Raw genomic sequence first — 17,831 nt, forward strand, 5'->3', positions numbered from 1 at the left:
TTGAGCGCCCAATCTGATGTGCCGTCAGTAATGTGCGCCCGTACGGGTCGTGGCGCGCGGCGGCGTCCCGGCATGAGGGGAACACGAGGTGTCGAACCAGAAGCGGACCACTCTCGCGCTGGCGGCTGCGCTGGCAGGCTCGATCGTGGTCGCGGGCGCGCCCGCCGCGCACGCCGAGGTCGTGGACGTCAACTACCAGTGCGTGACGCCCATCGGGCCCAAAGGGGCGGTCTCGCCCATCGATATCAAGGGCGTGAAGAGCGGCGACGGCTACAAGCTCACCATGTCCTTCCAGAAGGGCGTCTCCTCCAGCCCGGTCGAGCTGGGCAAAGGGGCCATGAACCCGAGCGCCGAGATCGAACTCGGCGGTGCGGAGCAGGGGAAGGTCCAGGTCACAGGTCCGGCGAACAGTGAGGCGATTCCGGCCAACGCCCCGATCAAGATCAGCGACCTGTCGGGGACGTACACCCCGAAGAAGAGCGGCAAGGTCACCTTCACGGCCGGGGTCCTCACCATCAAGGCCCTCGGTACGACCACCACCTGTACGCCGAAGAACAGCCCCGGCCCCTCCCTCGAACTCGACGTCCAGGGGGCGGGCGGTTCAACGGACGGCGGCTCCACCGACGGCGGTTCGACGAGCGGCGCGTCCACCGGCGGTTCCACCGGTGGTTCGACCGGCGGTTCCACTGGTGGTTCGACCGGCGGCGCTTCGGGTGGCGGTGAGCTTCCCCGCACCGGCCCGCTGGACTCGGCGGCGGCGCTGGGCACGCTCGGCGGCACCGTGCTGCTGAGCGGGGCGGCCGGAGTGCTCTGGCTGACCCGGCGAGGACAGCGCTCCGCGGGCTGAGGCCGGCACGGTCCAGCGCGGCATCACCGCCGGAAAGCAGAGGAGCCGCCCCATGTCGCCACCCACCCCGCACCTCCGCCGGGCGCTGCTCGTCCTCACGGCGGCGCTCACCGCGCAGCTGTGCGCGCTCGCCCCGCTCCCGGCCGCCGCGGACGGCCCGGCGAAGACCGCAGCTCTGGCCGCCCCCGCCGCTCCGGCCGCCCCCGCCGCTCCGGCCACCCCCGCTGCCCCGGCCGACCCAGCCCCGGCCACCCCGGCGGGCTGGTCGGCCCGGCCCGCCGGCGGAGGCGCCGGCCAGGACGCCAGGCCGTACGTCTATCTGGAGGGCACCCCCGGCACGGCCCTCCAGGACCGTCTCGCGGTGACCAACTCGGGCCGCGCCCCACTGACCGTACGGCTACGGGGCGACGGCCGGGCCGGGGCCTGGATCGGGTTCGCCGCGGCCACCGTCACCGTCCCGGCCCGGACCCGCGCCGAGGTGCCGCTTGCTCTCACGGTGCCGCCCGACGCGGTGCCCGGCGACGCTTCCGGGGAGGTCGTGGCCGACGACGGGGACGAGGAGATCCGCGTACCGGTCCGGGTCCGGATCGGCGGTCCGACGCTGGCGGCGCTCACTGTCGAGGACGTCGAGATATCCGGCGGGACCATCCGGTACGCCCTGGTCAACCGGGGTAACGCAGTGCTGGAGCCCCGGCTCGCGGTACGCGCCGACGGGATGCTCGGCACGTTGCTGGACCGCCCGGAGCGGCCCCTGCCGCTGGAACTGGCCCCCGGCCGGAGGGTGGAGCGGGCCGAACCCTGGCCCGAGGCCCCGGCCCTGGACGCGGTCACCGTACGGCTGCGGGTCACCGCCCCGGGGGGCGCCCGGGACGAGGCCGAGGCCTCGGCGACGTACGTCCCGGTGGCCCCGGCCGTCGGCGCCGGGCTGCTGCTCCTCGGCGGCCCGGTCCTGCTCGGCTCCGCCGCGTACCGGCGGCGACGCACCCGGCGGGGCGGCCCCGGACCGGCGGCCGCGGAACCGGCCGACGACAGGCGATCGACCACAGAGACGAGGCCCTCGGTGACGGCGGGACCCCCAGTGTGGACGGGAGCGGAATCGTGAGGCGGCAGCCCGGCCCCCGAGCCTCCCGGCGCCCCGCGTCACCCGTCCTCCTGCTCCTGGTGGCCGCCCTCCTGGCCCTCCTGCCCGCCCTGTCCGTCCTGTCCGTCCTGGCGGCGCCGGGCGCGCGGGCGGCCGACGGCGATCCCACCGTCAGCCTGTCCAAGAAGGAGGCGGGCAAGGGCGGAGAGATCACCGTCAGCGGCGGCGGCTGGCGCGCCGAGGCGCTGCTGATGCTGCTGATCTGCGGACAGTCCACGCCGGAGCGGGGCGTGATCGGCGGCACCAACGCCTGTGCCAACGCCGACGGCCGCGCCGTCACGACCGACGAGAAGGGCGCCTTCACCAAGAAGCTGCCGGTCACGGAACCGCCGAAACCGTGTCCCTGCGTGGTGCACGTCGCCACGGTGACCGGTGAACAGGCGCTGGCCGACGCGGTGTTCACGGTGGCGGGCCACCCCACCGCAGAGCTGCCGGAGCAGACCGGCGGCGGAAAGCTCGCGGTGCTGGCCACCACCCGCCTGGAGGGTGACAGCTCCCTGCTCACCTGGTTCGGGGCCCCGCCGGCCCGGCGGCTCGTCTTCACGGTGGGCAATCTCGGCTCCGCGCCCGTCAAGGACCCCGTCTTCGAGATCGGCACCGCGCACGGCGTCTACGCGCCGCAGTGGGAGGAGCGCCAGTGGCGCGGCACGGTCGCCCCGGGAGCCAAGGCGCAGATCAAGCTGCCGGTCGAACTGTCGGCGGGCGCGCACGGCGACTACCAGGTGTCCCTGCGGTACGGGCAGAAGGTGCTGGCCGAGCAGCCGTGGGGGGTCGGCCGCCCCTGGGGCGTCACGCTCTTCTGGGTTCTGCTCTGCCTGGTCGTCCCGGCGGCCGTCTTCCGGATCGGCATGGCGGTCGTCGACAAGGTCCGGCCGCGTTCCGCCGGTTCGCACCGTACGCGTACGCCGGCCACCCGACGGAGGCCGAAGCGGCGCGGGCGCACCGGCGCGCGCACCGGCCAGGACACGGCCACGGCCCCGGGCGCGACCACTGAAGCGACCGCGAACGCCGCCACGACCACAGAAGCGACCACGGCCGTGCTGCCGTGGTTCACCCCGGATTCCGCACCGTCGAAAAACCGACCCCGACCCACGACGAAGGGACAAGCGTGAGCACGCAACGGAGGATGAGCGCGGCCGGAGTCGCGCTGATGCTCGGCGGCGCGGGCATCCTGATGGCCGCGAGTCCGGTCCAGGCCGCCGAGGTCAGTTACGCGACGGAGTGCGTTCCGCCGCCGATCTCGGGACTGCCCGCGGTGCAGGGCACCACGAAGGTGGAGCTGACCGCACCGGCCGAGGCGAAGGTGGGCGACGAGATCGAGATCGTCTGGAAGACGGTCGAGGCCGCGTCCAAGAACCCGGACGTGCTGGATCTGGGAGCGGACACCGTCAAGCCGACCGGAACCGTCACCCTGGGCGGTTCGGCGAGCGGCGAACTGAAGCTGGAGGGCCCCCGGCAGAACCCGCCGATTCCCAAGAACAGCCCCATGGTGCTGCCCGACATGAAGGGCACGCTCAAGCTGGAGACCGCGGGGGAGATCACCCTGACGCCGGGCGCGTACAACATCAACGTGTCCAAGCCGATCTCCACGGACACCAAGTGCGCGCCGAAGGAAGAGGTACGGGCGGGCGCCACGATCAAGGTCACCGAGGGCGGCGGCTCCACCACGGGCGGCACGACGTCCGGCGGCACGGCGTCCGGAGGTGCGGACAGCGGCGGCACGGCCGCCGGAGGCACCACGTCCGGCGGCGCCGACACTGGAGGAACCACGTCCGGCGGCACGACGTCGGGCACCTCCTCCGGCGGTGCCGACACCGGGGGCACCACGTCCGGCGGCAGCACCGGCGGCGGGGGCGGGGAGACCGACTTCCCCGGCAAGGAGGTGTCCGTCGCCTACGCGTGCAAGACCCCGATCGGGGACAAGAACGCCACCTCACCGGTCAGGATCAGCGCCAGGAAGAGCGGCGGCGACTACGACCTGACGGTGGAGTTCAGCAAGTCCGTGATGGACAGCCCGATCGACATCCCGGCGGGTCAGGTGAAGCCGTCCATGGACGTCGAGCTCGGCGGGGCGGACAAGGGCACGGTCAAGGTCGAAGGGCCGGTGAACAAGGAGGTCATCAAGACCGGCGCCCCGATCGAGATCCCCGACCTCACCGGCACGTACAAGCCCGGCGCGAGCGGCACGTCCACGCTCAGCCCCGGCGTCCTGACGGTGATGGCCGCCGGTACGACGACCACCTGCACCCCGCCCGCGGGCGTGGCCGTCTCCCTGGAGCTGGACACCTCCGCCCAGCCGGGCGGCGCGTCAGGAGGCAGCGGGAGCGGCGGCGCGGCGGACTCCGGCGGAGCCGCGGCGTCCGGCGGCGGCACGGACTCCGGCGGCGGCCTGGCCGCCACCGGGGCCGAGGACGGCGGTGCGCTGCGAGCGCTCGGCCTGGTCGCCGGCACGGCGATCCTGCTGGGCGGCGCGGTGTTCACGTTCACCCCGTGGCAGAGGCTGCGCGGCACCCGCTGAGCCCGGGACCACGAGCGGGGGCTCCGCCCGGAGCACGCTTCTCCGGGCGGAGCCCCGTCATGCTCAGAACTTGCTCAAATCACCCGGCGCGCCTTGCTCGTACAAGATCGACAAGGCTAGGTTCCCTCTACGCCTCTTCGCAGCAGCGAAGGGCATCGTCTGGGTGCGGCGCTGTCCGGCAGGCTTGACCACCTGCTGGTGCCGCACGGGTTGAGAAAAGGAACGACATGAACGTGACCTGGGGGAAGAAGGCTGCGACGGGCGTGCTCGCCGGCCTGCTGATTACGTCCGGACTGACGCTGGCCACCGCCGCGCCCGCTGCGGCGGCCGGTGTGAAGTACACCTGCAAGGCGACGCCCAGCCTCTCGCTGGGGCGCCCGGTGTCGACCTCCGCCTGCAAGAAGTCCGCCAAGGGCAAGAGCGTCAAGAAGCACCGTGCCGTGCTCGTCTGCGATGTGGTGCGGGGCCGCGGAGCCGAGCACACCATCCCGTGGACGGTGAAGGGCAGCTGGAAGAAGCCCAGCCAGAAGTCCTCGGTGAAGTGCGGCTTCAGCAGCTTCCTGCGGAGCGTCAAGGTCGAGACCAAGTAGTCGTCACGACCGCCTGAACCGAACCGCCTGAACCGAACCGCCTGAACCGAATGGCAGCGGGTCCGCACGAGATGACCGTGCGGACCCGCTGTCGTGTCCCGTGCGGGACCGGGGCAGCTACTTGACGTTGCCCATCAGAGCGCGGATCTTGCGTCCCGCCACTATGAAGGCGATGCCCGCCGCGACGGCCACGGCCGCCTGCAACGTGTAGTACGCGGCGTCGCCCAGCGGGGCGTTGAGCTTCGTGGTCCAGCCGTTGAGGGCGTTGCCCGTCGACGTGGCCAGGAACCACAGGCCCATGATCTGGCCCACGAACATCTTCGGCGCCAGCTTCGTGGACAGCGACAGGCCGACCGGGGAGAGGCACATCTCGCCCATGGTCTGCGCCAGGTAGACGGCGAGCAGCCAGAAGACGGTGACCTTGCCGGTCTCGCTGTTCGCGGCGGCCGCGCCCGCCAGGCCCATGATGCCGAACGAGCCGCCGATGAGGAGCATCGCCAGTGCGAACTTCATCGGCGTGCTGGGCTCACGGTTGCGTGTGGCCAGCTTGACCCAGACCATGGCGAAGATCGGGGCCAGGATGATGACCAGTGCGGGGTTGACCGACTGCAGCCAGGAGGCCGGGAACTCCCAGCCGCCGATGAAGCGGTCCGTCTTGTTGTCGGCGAAGATCGTCAGCAGCGAACCCGACTGGTCGTAGATCATCCAGAAGAGCACGGCCGTGATGAAGAACCACACGTACGCCTTGATCTTCGGCCGGTCCTCCTTGGTGAGCGCCGGGTCCCGGAAGATCGTGATGAAGTAGACGACCGGTACGACGACGCCCAGCACGGCCAGAACGTTGACGATGTGCTCGATGTCGTACGTTCCCAGCGCCAGGTCGATCAGCAGCGCGGCGACCGCGACGCCGGACCACAGGCCCACCTTGCGCAGCATCTGCCGCCGTTCCTCGGGGGAGGCGGGCTTCGCGGGCAGCTTGCCGATCTCGCCGAGGTGCTTCGAGCCCAGCACGTACTGGATGACCGCGAAGGTCATACCCACACCGGCGACACCGAAGCCGAGGTGCCAGTTGACGTTCTCGCCGAGGTAGCCGACCAGCAGCGGAGCGGCGAAGCCACCGATGTTGATCGCCATGTAGAAGAGGGTGAAGCCGGCGTCACGGCGGGCGCTGGACTGGTTCTCGTAGAGCGCGCCGACCATCGCCGAAATGTTCGGCTTCAGCAGACCCGTACCGACCGCGATCAGCGCGAGGCCGAAGAAGAACGTGATGTCGCTCGGCAGCGCGAGCGCGAAATGACCGAGTGCGATGACGATCCCGCCGACCAGAACGGCCTTGCGGGCGCCCCAGAGGCGGTCGGCGACCCAGCCGCCGGGCATCGCGGCCATGTAGACGACGGCGTTGTAGACACCGTAGATGGAGGCGGCGAGCGCCTCCCGGCCCTCGAGGGGGCCGTCGAGCACGGCGGCCACCAAGTACAGGGTGAGGATGGCGCGCATCCCGTAGAAGGAGAAGCGTTCCCACATCTCCGTCATGAACAGGGTGGCCATACCGCGGGGGTGGCCGAAGAAGGTCTTCTCACCGGAACTGGGCGAGTCCTTCGTCAGGCTGGACGCCATGGTCGATCCTTGCTGGTCGGGACGCGACGCCTCGTGAGCTGTACGCGCCCGGTGGGGGGCAGCCGGCACCGGCGCGGCATACCCCGGCCCCACGCCTGAGGGGGACGTGCTCCGTGCGGCCGGGCTCCTGACGGAGATACGGCGGCGGAGCGGGGAAGAACCGCGTCGGGATCCACGCCCGTCGCGCGTCCTCGCGCTCCGGGCCCGGCTCACAGGTCATTCACTCAGGAGCCGGCGGGAACCGGCCCCGCACACAAAAGAGACCCTTGGCGCTCATGGCTGCCCAAAGGTCCTTGAGTAGTGCAACAGGCGTCGGGACACCATACGACACGACACGGCAGGATATGAAAGGACTTGAGACATGGATCACAGGTCCGGATGGAACCACAGTCCCATATTCAAAGGCCCCCGTCCGCTTTGTGGCGCTGACCCGCAGGTGACGTCGTGGGCCTCACCTCGGACCCCCCGTCCGGACTACCATCACTCCATGACCCGTGTACTGCTCGCCGAGGACGATGCATCCATCTCGGAGCCACTGGCCCGCGCACTGCGTCGGGAGGGCTACGAGGTCGAGGTCCGCCAGGACGGTCCGACCGCGCTCGACGCCGGTCTCCAGGGCGGCATCGACCTGGTCGTCCTCGACCTGGGGCTGCCCGGGATGGACGGTCTCGAAGTCGCCCGCAGGCTCCGGGCCGGCGGCCACACCATCCCGATCCTGGTCCTGACGGCCCGCGCCGACGAGGTCGACACGGTCGTCGGCCTGGACGCGGGCGCCGACGACTACGTCACCAAGCCGTTCAGGCTCGCCGAGCTGCTCGCCCGGGTCCGCGCCCTGCTGCGCCGCGGGGCCTCCGAGCCCGTGCCGCAGCCCGCCACCCACGGGGTCAGGATCGACGTCGAGTCGCACCGGGCCTGGATGGGCGAGGAGGAACTCCAGCTCACCGCCAAGGAGTTCGACCTGCTGCGGGTCCTGGTCCGGGACGCCGGCCGGGTCGTCACCCGCGACCAGCTGATGCGCGAGGTCTGGGACACCACCTGGTGGTCCTCCACCAAGACCCTCGACATGCACATCTCCTGGCTGCGCAAGAAGCTCGGCGACGACGCCGCCAATCCGCGCTACATCGCCACCGTCCGGGGCGTCGGCTTCCGGTTCGAGAAGAGCTGACGTACGAAGCACCCATGCACCCTGAGAACGGCCCCCGCGGCCCCCTGAGGCCGGCATGCGCCGCCGGCTGATCAACTCCACGCTCGCCGTGGTGCTCGTCGTCATCGCCGTCTTCGGCGTCTCGCTGGTGATCGTCGAGACGCGCACCATCAGCGCCAGCGCCCAGGAGAGCGTCGAGTCCGAGGCGCTCCGGCTGATCAGTGTGGTCGACAGCCGGCTGCTGGGCGCGGAGCGGATCAATCCCGGGGTGCTCGCCGAGCAGATCGACCCCAAGCGGTACGCCCTGGTCGAGATCCCCGGCCGCAAGCCCATCGCCGTCGGCGAACGTCCCGTCGGCAGCGTCCTGCGCGCCGTCGAGACCGGTGAGCAGGGCGAGACCGTCACCGTCGAGGAGTCACGCTCGGCCGTGACCCGCGAGGTCGGGCGCACGCTCCTGATCATCGGTGCGGTGGCGCTGCTGGCGATCGTCTCGGCCGTACTGCTCGCCGTACGCCAGGCGAACCGGCTGGCCTCCCCGCTCACCGACCTCGCCGAGACCGCGGAGCGCCTCGGTTCCGGGGACCCCCGCCCGCGCCACAAGCGGTACGGGGTGCCCGAGCTGGACCGGGTCGCCGACGTCCTGGACTCCTCGGCCGAGCGGATCGCCCGGATGCTGACCGCCGAACGCCGGCTCGCCGCGGACGCCTCGCACCAACTGCGGACGCCGCTGACCGCCCTCTCCATGCGGATCGAGGAGATCTCGGTCACCGACGACCCGGACACGGTGAAGGAGGAGGCGAACATCGCCCTCACCCAGGTCGAGCGCCTCACCGACGTCGTCGAACGGCTCCTGACGAACTCCCGGGACCCGCGCACCGGCTCCGCCGTCGTCTTCGACCTCGACGAGGTCGTCAAGCAGCAGATCGAGGAGTGGCGCCCCGCCTACCGCAGCGCGGGCCGCGCACTGGTCTGCTCCGGCAAGCACGGGCTGAAGGCCGTCGGCACCCCGGGCGCGGTCGCCCAGGTCCTGGCGGCGCTGATCGAGAACTCCCTCATGCACGGCGGCGGCACCGTCGCCCTGCGCACCCGGGTCACCGGCAACCAGGCCGTCATCGAGGTCACCGACGAGGGCCCCGGCGTCCCCGCCGAGCTGGGGGCGCGCATCTTCGAGCGGACCATCAGCGGCCGCAACTCCACCGGCATCGGCCTGGCCGTCGCCCGCGATCTCTCGGAGGCGGACGGCGGTCGGCTGGAGCTGCTCCAGCAGCACCCGGCGGTCTTCGCGCTCTTCCTCAGCCGGGTCCCGGTCGACCGCAGGACCCCTGAGCGCCCGGTGCGCTGAACAACGACGGGCGCGGCGGGCCGGTTCCCGTACGGGCGCGGCGGGCTCGTCCCTCAGAGGTGCCGCGGCTCAGTTCCACAGAGGTGCCTCGGGCAATTTCCGTACGGGGTCGGGCGCCGGGCCGGTTCCGTACGGGGCCGGGCGCCGGTTCAGTTCCGTACGGCGTCAGGCGTTACCCGCTCCTCCGCCGGCCTGCGCTGCTCCAGAAACCGTTCCGCGTTCAGCACGGCCTCCTTGGCGGGCAGGGTCTTGAAGACCCAGGTCCGGTAGGACCAGAAGCGGAACAGGGTGGCGACCCCGATGCCGACGATCTTGAAGACATTGCTCTGGACCGGGGTGTTCCAGCCGAAGCCGTACGTCGCCAGGTACAGCACGCCCGTCTCGATCACCGCGCCCGCCGCACTGAACAGCAGGAAGAGGGCCAGCTCACGGGTCCGGCCGGTCTTGTCGCGGTCCCGGTAGGTCCAGTAGCGGAAGCCCACGTAGTTGAAGAGGATCGCGACGAACGTCGCCACCACGCTCGCCCGGACCACCTGGAGGTCCGTCGTGTGCCGCAGCAGGTTGAAGACCGCGATGTTGACCAGCAGGCCGAAAGCGCCGACCGCGCCGAACTTGGCGACCTCCCGGGCCAGCAGCTCAAGCCGGGTCCGCAGTGCGCCCCGTTCGCTCATGGTGATCGCTGGTCCCGTCCGTCGGAAGGCGTCTGGAAGACGTGTCGACGCAAGCACGTCAACTCCGCCATGCTAACCAGCCCACCCGTGTGACGCCCGTGAGTCCGCAGGGGTCGTGGTCCTACGGCATCCGTACGGCCGTCCGGGAACCACCGGCGTGGCGGATATCCTGAAGACGTGACGTTCCCGGTAGTCGGCATGGTCGGCGGCGGTCAGCTCGCCCGCATGACCCACGAGGCGGGTATCCCCCTCGGCCTGAAATTCAAGCTGCTCAGTGACACCCCCCAGGATTCGGCGGCCCAGGTGGTGAGCGAGGTCGTCATCGGCGACTATCGCGACCTGGACACGCTGCGCGCCTTCGCGCGCGGCTGCGACGTGATCACCTTCGATCACGAGCACGTGCCGACCGAGCATCTGCGGGCCCTGGAGGCGGACGGCATCCCCGTGCGCCCCGGCCCCGATGCCCTGGTGCACGCCCAGGACAAGGGGGTGATGCGCGCCAAGCTCCTGGAGATCGGCGCCCCCTGCCCCCGCCACCGCATCGTGAGCGACCCGGCGGACGCCGCCGCGTTCGCGGAGGAGGTCGGGGGCTTCCCCGTCATCCTCAAGACCGTGCGCGGCGGCTACGACGGCAAGGGCGTGTGGGTGGTCCGCTCCGAGGCGGACGCGGCCGACCCGTTCCGCGCCGGCGTTCCGGTCCTCGCGGAGGAGAAGGTCGACTTCGTACGGGAGCTGGCGGCGAACATCGTCCGCTCGCCGCACGGCCAGGCCGTCGCCTACCCGGTCGTCGAGTCCATCCAGGTGGACGGCGTCTGCGACACGGTGATCGCCCCCGCCCCCGGGCTGGACGAGGCGCTGGCCGGCGAGGCCCAGCGGCTCGCGCTGCGCATCGCCGCCGAGCTGGGCGTCGTCGGACACCTCGCGGTCGAGCTGTTCGAGACCCGCGGACCCGACGGGAAGCCCGGCATCCTGGTCAACGAGCTGGCGATGCGCCCGCACAACTCGGGCCACTGGACCATGGACGGCGCGATCACCTCCCAGTTCGCCAACCACGTGCGGGCGGTCCTCGACCTCCCCCTCGGCGACCCGCGCCCGCGCGCCCCCTGGACGGTCATGTGCAACGTCCTGGGCGGCGACTACCCGGACATGTACCACGCGTATCTGCACTGCATGGCCCGCGACCCGCAGCTCAAGATCCACATGTACGGCAAGGACGTGAAGCCCGGCCGCAAGGTCGGACACGTCAACACCTACGGCGATGACCTGGCGGACGTGCGGGAGCGCGCCCGGCACGCGGCCGACTACCTGCGAGGAACGATCACCGAATGACTTCTTCCGGCACCGGATCCCCCGCCGCCCCTCTCGTCGGCATCGTCATGGGCTCGGACTCCGACTGGCCCGTCATGGAGGCCGCCGCCAAGGCGCTCGACGAGTTCGAGATCCCCTACGAGGTCGACGTCGTCTCCGCCCACCGCATGCCGCGCGAGATGATCGCGTACGGCGAGGAAGCGGCGGGCCGCGGCCTGAAGGCGATCGTCGCGGGCGCGGGCGGGGCGGCCCACCTGCCCGGCATGCTGGCCTCGGTCACCCCGCTGCCGGTCATCGGCGTTCCGGTGCCGCTGAAGTACCTGGACGGCATGGACAGTCTGCTCTCCATCGTCCAGATGCCGGCCGGGGTTCCCGTCGCCACGGTCTCCGTCGGCGGCGCGCGCAACGCGGGCCTGCTGGCCGCGCGGATCCTCGCCGCGTCCGACCCCGCGCTCCAGGAGCGGATGCGGGAGTTCCTTCAGGAGCTGAACGACCAGGCCACCGAGAAGGGCAAACGTCTGCGCGCCAAGGTCCAGGGCGCGGACTCCTTCGGCTTCGGAAAGTAGGGGGCGGCACATGAACGACGCCTATCTGGGGCGGGCCCGCGCACTCCTCGCCGTCCACCCCGTCGTCGACGGCCACAACGACCTCCCCTGGGCCCTGCGCGAACAGGTCGGCTACGACCTCGACGCCCGGGACATCGCCGCCGACCAGCGCGGCCTGCTCCACACCGACCTGAACCGGCTGCGGGCCGGCGGGGTCGGCGGCCAGTTCTGGTCGGTGTACGTCCGCACCGACCTGACCGGCGACCAGGCCGTCAGCGCCACCCTGGAGCAGATCGACGTCGTCGGCGAGCTGATCGCCCGCTACCCGACGCGTCTGCGGCGGGCGCTCACCGCCGAGGACCTGGAGAAGGCCCGCGCCGAGGGCCGGATCGCCTCCCTGATGGGCGCCGAGGGCGGCCACTCCATCAACAACTCGCTGGGCACCCTGCGCGCCCTGTACGACCTGGGCGTCCGCTACCTGACGCTCACCCACAACGACAACATCGACTGGGCCGACAGCGCGACGGACCTGCCGCGCCTCGGCGGCCTCTCCGCCTTCGGCCACGAGGTCGTCCGCGAGATGAACCGCGTCGGCATGCTCGTCGACCTCAGCCACGTCGCGGACGGCGTCATGCGCGACGCGCTCGCCACCAGCACCGCGCCGGTGATCTTCTCGCACTCCTCGGCCCGCGCCGTCTGCGACCACCCGCGCAACATCCCCGACGACGTGCTCGCGGCCCTCCCGGCCAACGGCGGCGTCGCGATGGCGACCTTCGTCCCGAAGTTCGTGCTGCCCGAGGCCGTCGCCTGGACCCTGGCCGCCGACCGCAACATGCGCGAGCACGGGCTGCACCACCTCGACACCACCCCGACCGCGATGCGCGTCCACGAGGACTTCGAGGCGTCGAACCCGCGCCCCGAGGCCACCGTCTCGACCATCGCGGACCACCTCGACCACATGCGCGCGGTCGCGGGCGTCGACCACATCGGCATCGGCGGCGACTACGACGGCACGGCGTTCACCCCGCGCGGCCTGGAGGACGTCTCCGGTTACCCGAACCTCATCGCGGAGCTGCTGCGGCGGAACTGGTCCGAGGGCGACCTCGCTAAGCTGACCTGGCAGAACTCCGTACGGGTGCTGCGCGACGCGGAGGCCGTGGCCCGCGACGAGCAGAGCCGGCGCGGCCCGTCCCACGCGACGATCGCGGAGCTGGACGGCCCGCTCGGCTGACGCCGGAAGGTCTTCGCGCCCAGCGCCGTGAGGGTGAGCGCCCTGGAGCGCTCACGCTGTGAGGGTGAGCGCCCCGAAGCGCTCGCCCTCACGGCGAAGCTACTAGGCCTTCGGGCGGCCCATCGCCCGGTACGTCCACCCGGCCGCGCGCCACACCGCGCTGTCCAGGGCGTTGCGGCCGTCCAGGATGGTCCGGCGGGCGGCCACCTCGCCCAGCTCCGCCGGGTCCAGCTCGCGGAACTCACGCCACTCCGTCAGGTGCAGCACCACGTCCGCCCCGCGCACCGCCTCCAGCGCGGAGTCCGCGTAGCCGAGCGTCGGGAACAACCGCCGGGCGTTGTCCATCCCCTTCGGGTCGAACACGGTCACCTGGCCGCCCTGGAGGTGGATCTGCCCGGCGACGTTGAGCGCGGGGGAGTCGCGTACGTCGTCGGAGTCCGGCTTGAACGCCGCGCCCAGCACCGCCACCCGCTTGCCGAGGAACGAGTCGCCGCCGACCGCCTCCCGGGCCAGCTCCACCATGTGGCCGCGGCGGCGCATGTTGATGGAGTCGACCTCACGGAGGAAGGTGAGCGCCTGGTCCGCGCCCAGCTCGCCGGCGCGTGCCATGAAGGCGCGAATGTCCTTGGGCAGGCAGCCGCCGCCGAAGCCGATCCCGGCCCGCAGGAACTTCTTCCCGATGCGGTCGTCGTGCCCGATGGCCTCCGCGAGTTTCACGACGTCCCCGTCGGCGGCCTCGCACACCTCGGCCATCGCGTTGATGAAGGAGATCTTGGTGGCCAGGAAGGAGTTGGCGGAGGTCTTCACCAGTTCGGCCGTCGGGAAGTCGGTCACCACGAACGGCGAGCCCTCGGCGACGGGCCCGGCGTACACCTCGCGCAGCAGCTTCTCGGCCCCCTCGCTCGCGACGCCCACGACGATCCGGTCCGGGTGCAGGGTGTCGTTCACGGCGAAGCCCTCGCGGAGGAACTCCGGGTTCCAGGCCAGCTCTGCGTCGGCGCCCGCCGGAGCGAGCTCCGCGAGGCGGGCCGCGAGGCGGGCGGCGGAGCCCACCGGGACGGTCGACTTGCCGACGACCAGGGCGGGCCGGGTCAGATGCGGCGCCAGCGAGTCGAAGGCGCTGTCGACATAGCTCATGTCGCAGGCGTACTCGCCGTGCTTCTGCGGGGTGTTCACACAGACGAAGTGGACATCCCCGAACTCCCCGACCTCCTCCCAGGAGGTGGTGAAGCGCAGCCGCCCGGTGGATCCCTCGATGCCGGCGACGTGCCGCTGGAGCATCTCCTCGAGACCCGGCTCGTACATCGGCACGCGGCCGGTGGAGAGCAGCTCGATCTTCTCCGGCACGACGTCGAGCCCCAGGACCTCGAAGCCCAGCTCGGCCATGGCCGCGGCATGGGTGGCGCCGAGATAGCCGGTGCCGATCACAGTGATCCTGAGGGCCATGGAGTGCTCCTGGGAGATGCGGACGGACGTGCGGACCGAGCATAGTCGGGCAGCGGAAGGCCGGAATTCACCGCTCCAGCTGTCCACCGCATCGCCTATGTCCCACCCCTGTCGGGAAGCTCACGTACAGGGCACGTATGCCGCCGGGCGGTCTGCGGACTAAAATTGGGTTACTTAACGGTAGTTAGCATCTGGGGAGTGAGCGTCTTGGCGGGTTCGACCGATTTCGACCTGTACCGTCCGGCCGAGGAGCACGACATGCTCCGCGAGACCATCCGCGCGCTCGCCGAGGCGAAGATCGCCCCCTTCGCCGCCGCGGTCGACGAGGAGAGCCGCTTCCCGCAGGAGGCGCTGGACGCCCTGGTCGCCTCGGACCTGCACGCCGTCCACGTCCCGGAGGAGTACGGCGGCGCCGGCGCCGACGCGCTCGCCACGGTCATCGTGATCGAGGAGGTGGCCCGCGCCTGCGCCTCCTCTTCCCTGATCCCGGCCGTCAACAAGCTCGGCTCGCTCCCGGTGATCCTCTCCGGTTCCGAGGAGCTGAAGCGCAAGTACCTGGGCCCGCTCGCCAAGGGCGACGCGATGTTCTCGTACGCCCTCTCCGAGCCGGACGCCGGCTCGGACGCGGCGGGCATGAAGACGAAGGCCGTGCGCGACGGTGACTTCTGGGTCCTCAACGGCGTGAAGCGCTGGATCACCAACGCGGGCGTCTCCGAGTACTACACGGTCATGGCCGTCACCGACCCGGCCAAGCGCTCCAAGGGCATTTCCGCGTTCGTCGTCGAGAAGTCCGACGAGGGCGTCTCCTTCGGCGCCCCGGAGAAGAAGCTCGGCATCAAGGGCTCTCCGACCCGCGAGGTCTACTTCGACAACGTGCGCATTCCCGCCGACCGGATGATCGGCGAGGAGGGCACCGGCTTCGCCACCGCGATGAAGACCCTGGACCACACCCGCATCACCATCGCGGCCCAGGCGCTCGGCATCGCCCAGGGCGCGCTGGACTACGCCAAGGGGTACGTCCAGGAGCGCAAGCAGTTCGGCAAGCCGATCGCGGACTTCCAGGGCATCCAGTTCATGCTCGCCGACATGGCGATGAAGCTGGAGGCGGCCCGTCAGCTCACCTACTCGGCCGCCGCCAAGTCCGAGCGCGTCGACGGCGACCTCACGTTCTTCGGCGCCGCGGCCAAGTGCTTCGCCTCCGACGTCGCCATGGAGGTCACCACGGACGCCGTCCAGCTGCTCGGCGGCTACGGCTACACGCGGGACTACCCGGTCGAGCGCATGATGCGCGACGCCAAGATCACGCAGATTTATGAGGGCACGAACCAAGTTCAGCGGATCGTGATGGCGCGCAACCTGCCATAACCGCTTCTACCGACGGCCCCCGGCGCAGTGCCGGGGGCCGTTCGTATGGGCTCAGGCCCCTGCGGCGTTGACGGCCACTACCGCGACGCGACGGCCGCCAGCTCTCCCCGTACGGCCGTTCCGTCCGGCCAGGTCCAGCCGGCGACGAGACTTCCCGGAGACCCCTGCTCGGCTTCCGACGCCCGCAGGACGCGGTTGATCCGGACGTCGGCCCCCTGGTCGGCACCGGCACCGGCATCGGCCCCATGGACGATGACGGTCGGGTCGGGGGCGTCGCTCACGCTCTGCTGCTGCGGCTTCGCCTCGCCGCGCAGGAGGGCGCGCAACTGCGCCAGCACCACCGGGTCGTGGGCGCCGTCGTAGATCCACCGGGTGCCGAGCACTCCGTGCTCGGAGGTGCCGATCAGCGCCTCGTCGGGGACACCCTCCAGCGCCGCGCCGCGGTAGCCGAGCGGCACCAGATACGCCACCGGCTCCTGCCCGGCCGCCTCCGCCACGACCATGAACTCGATCCCGACCTCCCCTTCCGGGTCGTCCAGACGGAACCCGCCGGCCTTGACCAGGTCCGGCGTCTCCCCGGAGCCCGCGTACCAGCTCTGCTTCGGCAGCCAGCCGGTGATCAGCTCCAGCTTGCCGGGCGTCATGGTGGTGCGGTGGATGGTTGCCATACGGGCTCCCTGATACGTAGGTCTGGCCCGTCCTCACGACGGGTGTGTCCGAACCTACGGGGAACGGGCGCTCCGGTGCCCGAAGTATTCGCCCTAGGGTGGAACGATGATCATCTGGCTGAACGGAACCTTCGGCGCGGGCAAGACCACCACGGCGAAGGAGATGACCTCGCTCCTCCCGGACTCACGGCTGTTCGACACCGAGAAGGTCGGCGAGATGCTCTGCCATGTGCTCGGCGTGCCGGAGAAGGACTTCCAGGACTTCCCGCCCTGGCGGGGCCTGGTGGTGGAGACCGCGCGGCAGGTGCTCGACCACGTGGGCGGAACGCTGGTGGTCACGCAGACGGTCCTGGTCGAGTCGTACTGGCAGGAGATCCACGACGGCCTGACGAAGGCCGGTATCCCCGTGCACCACTTCCTCCTGCACACCGACCGGGAGACCCTCGTCGGACGCATCGAGACCGACACCGCACCGGAGAGCGCCGGCGCCCGGCAGTGGCGCCTGGACCACCTGACCGACTACGAGCGGGCCCTGCCCTGGCTCCGCCGGGAAGCTCGGGAGGTCGACACCACGGGCGTCGTGCCCACCGAGGTGGCGGAGACCGTCCTGCGAGGGGTGCGCGCCTGCTGACCGGCCGGGCCGGGGCGGGGGCTGTGGTCCGGCAGGGCCCCGGGGGACCCACCCGGGCGCGTCAGCGGACGACCTCGAAGACGTTCTTCTGGATGCCGTTGGCGTACGCCTCGTGCTCGACCAGCTTCAGCTTCTGGGCGTCCTTGTCCGTGTCGCTGAACAGGCGCTTGCCCGCGCCGAGCAGGAGCGGGAAGACGAGCAGGTGGTACCGGTCGATCAGGTCGGCGTCCGCGAGGTTCCGGTTCAGCTCGGTGCTGCCGTGGACGATGATCGGGCCGCCCTCGGTCTTCTTCAGGGCGGCCACCTCGTCGAGCGACCGCAGGATCGTGGTCTCACCCCAGTCGGACACCAGGTCGCCGTCGGTCAGCTTGGTGGAGACGACGTACTTCGGCATCGCCTTGTACCCCGTGAACTCCTCCATGCCCGGCCACACCGGGCTGAACGCCTCGTAGCTGGCCCGTCCCAGCAGCAGGGCCGTGGCCTCGTCCTGCTCCTGGCTCTTGAGCTCGTACGCCTCCGGCAGGAACTCCACGTCCTTGAACGTCCACCCCGAGTTCCGGTAGCCGGGCTCGCCGCCCGGGGCCTCCATGACGCCGTCGAGCGAAACGAAGGCGGTGCTGATCAGGGTGCGCATCAGGTCTCCTGCTGTGTCGTGGCGGGCCCCGGTGGGTGCCCGGCGTCGCCTCTCAGTCTTACGGAAGGACAGACCGCGCACCCCACGAAAAGTCATCGGTCCCGCACCGAGCACCGTCCCCGACCGCACCTCG

17 protein-coding genes are annotated in these 17,831 nt (G+C 71.1%); 12 read left to right on the forward strand and 5 right to left on the reverse strand.

Going from position 1 to position 17,831, the window contains the following annotated elements:
• Window positions 1-88 precede the first annotated feature (88 nt).
• The 5 genes from ACH4KB_RS26905 (at window position 89) to ACH4KB_RS26925 (ending at window position 5,096) form a co-directional block, all read left to right on the forward strand.
• Window positions 89-847, forward strand: a complete 759-nt coding sequence (locus tag ACH4KB_RS26905) for a peptidase (RefSeq protein WP_398068464.1) — start codon at window positions 89-91, stop codon at window positions 845-847.
• Between the two features lie 52 nt (window positions 848-899).
• Window positions 900-1,949, forward strand: coding sequence for a hypothetical protein (locus ACH4KB_RS26910; protein ID WP_398068465.1), 1,050 nt, complete (start codon window positions 900-902; stop codon window positions 1,947-1,949).
• Entirely contained in the window at window positions 1,946-3,100 is a 1,155-nt protein-coding gene (locus ACH4KB_RS26915; RefSeq protein WP_398068466.1) for a hypothetical protein, read from the forward strand. Before ACH4KB_RS26910 ends, ACH4KB_RS26915 begins: the two co-directional genes overlap by 4 nt.
• A gap of 14 nt (window positions 3,101-3,114) precedes the next feature.
• Window positions 3,115-4,506 (forward strand): hypothetical protein, encoded by a 1,392-nt coding sequence (locus ACH4KB_RS26920; protein ID WP_398068515.1) that lies wholly within the window; start codon window positions 3,115-3,117, stop codon window positions 4,504-4,506.
• Window positions 4,507-4,733: 227 nt separating this feature from the next.
• A complete protein-coding gene (locus tag ACH4KB_RS26925) occupies window positions 4,734-5,096 on the forward strand; it encodes a hypothetical protein (protein ID WP_398068467.1) in 363 nt (120 codons plus the stop codon).
• Window positions 5,097-5,213: 117 nt separating this feature from the next.
• Here ACH4KB_RS26925 and ACH4KB_RS26930 read toward each other — a convergent pair whose 3' ends face one another.
• Entirely contained in the window at window positions 5,214-6,713 is a 1,500-nt protein-coding gene (locus ACH4KB_RS26930; protein ID WP_398068468.1) for a peptide MFS transporter, read from the reverse strand.
• Window positions 6,714-7,200: 487 nt separating this feature from the next.
• On the opposite strand from ACH4KB_RS26930, the gene ACH4KB_RS26935 reads away from it, so the two are divergent.
• Together ACH4KB_RS26935 and ACH4KB_RS26940 are read left to right on the forward strand one after the other, a co-directional pair.
• On the forward strand, window positions 7,201-7,878 hold the full coding sequence (locus ACH4KB_RS26935) for a response regulator transcription factor (RefSeq protein ID WP_007450117.1): 678 nt from the start codon (window positions 7,201-7,203) through the stop codon (window positions 7,876-7,878).
• 55 nt (window positions 7,879-7,933) lie between these two features.
• Complete coding sequence (locus tag ACH4KB_RS26940; protein ID WP_398068469.1) at window positions 7,934-9,199, forward strand: ATP-binding protein; 1,266 nt, start codon at window positions 7,934-7,936, stop codon at window positions 9,197-9,199.
• Between the two features lie 149 nt (window positions 9,200-9,348).
• On the opposite strand, the gene ACH4KB_RS26945 is transcribed toward ACH4KB_RS26940, so the two are convergent.
• Window positions 9,349-9,870, reverse strand: coding sequence for a GtrA family protein (locus tag ACH4KB_RS26945; protein ID WP_398068470.1), 522 nt, complete (start codon window positions 9,868-9,870; stop codon window positions 9,349-9,351).
• A gap of 177 nt (window positions 9,871-10,047) precedes the next feature.
• On the opposite strand from ACH4KB_RS26945, the gene ACH4KB_RS26950 reads away from it, so the two are divergent.
• From ACH4KB_RS26950 to ACH4KB_RS26960, 3 genes are read left to right on the forward strand one after another with little or no spacing between them, the layout of a single operon-like run.
• Window positions 10,048-11,199, forward strand: a complete 1,152-nt coding sequence (locus tag ACH4KB_RS26950; RefSeq protein WP_398068471.1) for a 5-(carboxyamino)imidazole ribonucleotide synthase — start codon at window positions 10,048-10,050, stop codon at window positions 11,197-11,199.
• Entirely contained in the window at window positions 11,196-11,744 is a 549-nt protein-coding gene (gene purE, locus ACH4KB_RS26955) for a 5-(carboxyamino)imidazole ribonucleotide mutase (RefSeq protein ID WP_398068472.1), read from the forward strand. Before ACH4KB_RS26950 ends, purE begins: the two co-directional genes overlap by 4 nt.
• A 10-nt stretch (window positions 11,745-11,754) precedes the next feature.
• On the forward strand, window positions 11,755-12,954 hold the full coding sequence (locus tag ACH4KB_RS26960; RefSeq protein WP_398068473.1) for a dipeptidase: 1,200 nt from the start codon (window positions 11,755-11,757) through the stop codon (window positions 12,952-12,954).
• A 102-nt stretch (window positions 12,955-13,056) separates the two neighbouring features.
• Here the strand turns inward: ACH4KB_RS26960 and ACH4KB_RS26965 are convergent, their stop codons facing one another.
• A complete protein-coding gene (locus ACH4KB_RS26965) occupies window positions 13,057-14,400 on the reverse strand; it encodes a UDP-glucose dehydrogenase family protein (RefSeq protein WP_398068474.1) in 1,344 nt (447 codons plus the stop codon).
• Between the two features lie 207 nt (window positions 14,401-14,607).
• On the opposite strand from ACH4KB_RS26965, the gene ACH4KB_RS26970 reads away from it, so the two are divergent.
• The gene (locus ACH4KB_RS26970; RefSeq protein ID WP_398068516.1) at window positions 14,608-15,765 is read left to right on the forward strand and encodes an acyl-CoA dehydrogenase; all 1,158 of its coding nucleotides are present in this window, start codon (window positions 14,608-14,610) and stop codon (window positions 15,763-15,765) included.
• 77 nt (window positions 15,766-15,842) lie between these two features.
• On the opposite strand, the gene ACH4KB_RS26975 is transcribed toward ACH4KB_RS26970, so the two are convergent.
• Window positions 15,843-16,433, reverse strand: coding sequence for a 1,4-alpha-glucan branching protein (locus ACH4KB_RS26975; RefSeq protein WP_398068475.1), 591 nt, complete (start codon window positions 16,431-16,433; stop codon window positions 15,843-15,845).
• Window positions 16,434-16,539: 106 nt separating this feature from the next.
• Here ACH4KB_RS26975 and ACH4KB_RS26980 point away from each other — a divergent pair, with 106 nt between their 5' ends.
• Window positions 16,540-17,064, forward strand: coding sequence for an AAA family ATPase (locus ACH4KB_RS26980; protein WP_398068476.1), 525 nt, complete (start codon window positions 16,540-16,542; stop codon window positions 17,062-17,064).
• A gap of 61 nt (window positions 17,065-17,125) precedes the next feature.
• On the opposite strand, the gene ACH4KB_RS26985 is transcribed toward ACH4KB_RS26980, so the two are convergent.
• Window positions 17,126-17,698 carry a dihydrofolate reductase family protein gene (locus ACH4KB_RS26985; protein WP_398068477.1) on the reverse strand — a complete coding sequence of 191 codons (573 nt, stop codon included), beginning with the start codon at window positions 17,696-17,698 and terminating at the stop codon, window positions 17,126-17,128.
• Window positions 17,699-17,831 lie beyond the last annotated feature (133 nt).

Origin of the sequence: Streptomyces sp. NPDC017520 (assembly GCF_044329855.1) — a bacterium.
Taxonomy (GTDB): Bacteria; Actinomycetota; Actinomycetes; order Streptomycetales; family Streptomycetaceae; genus Streptomyces.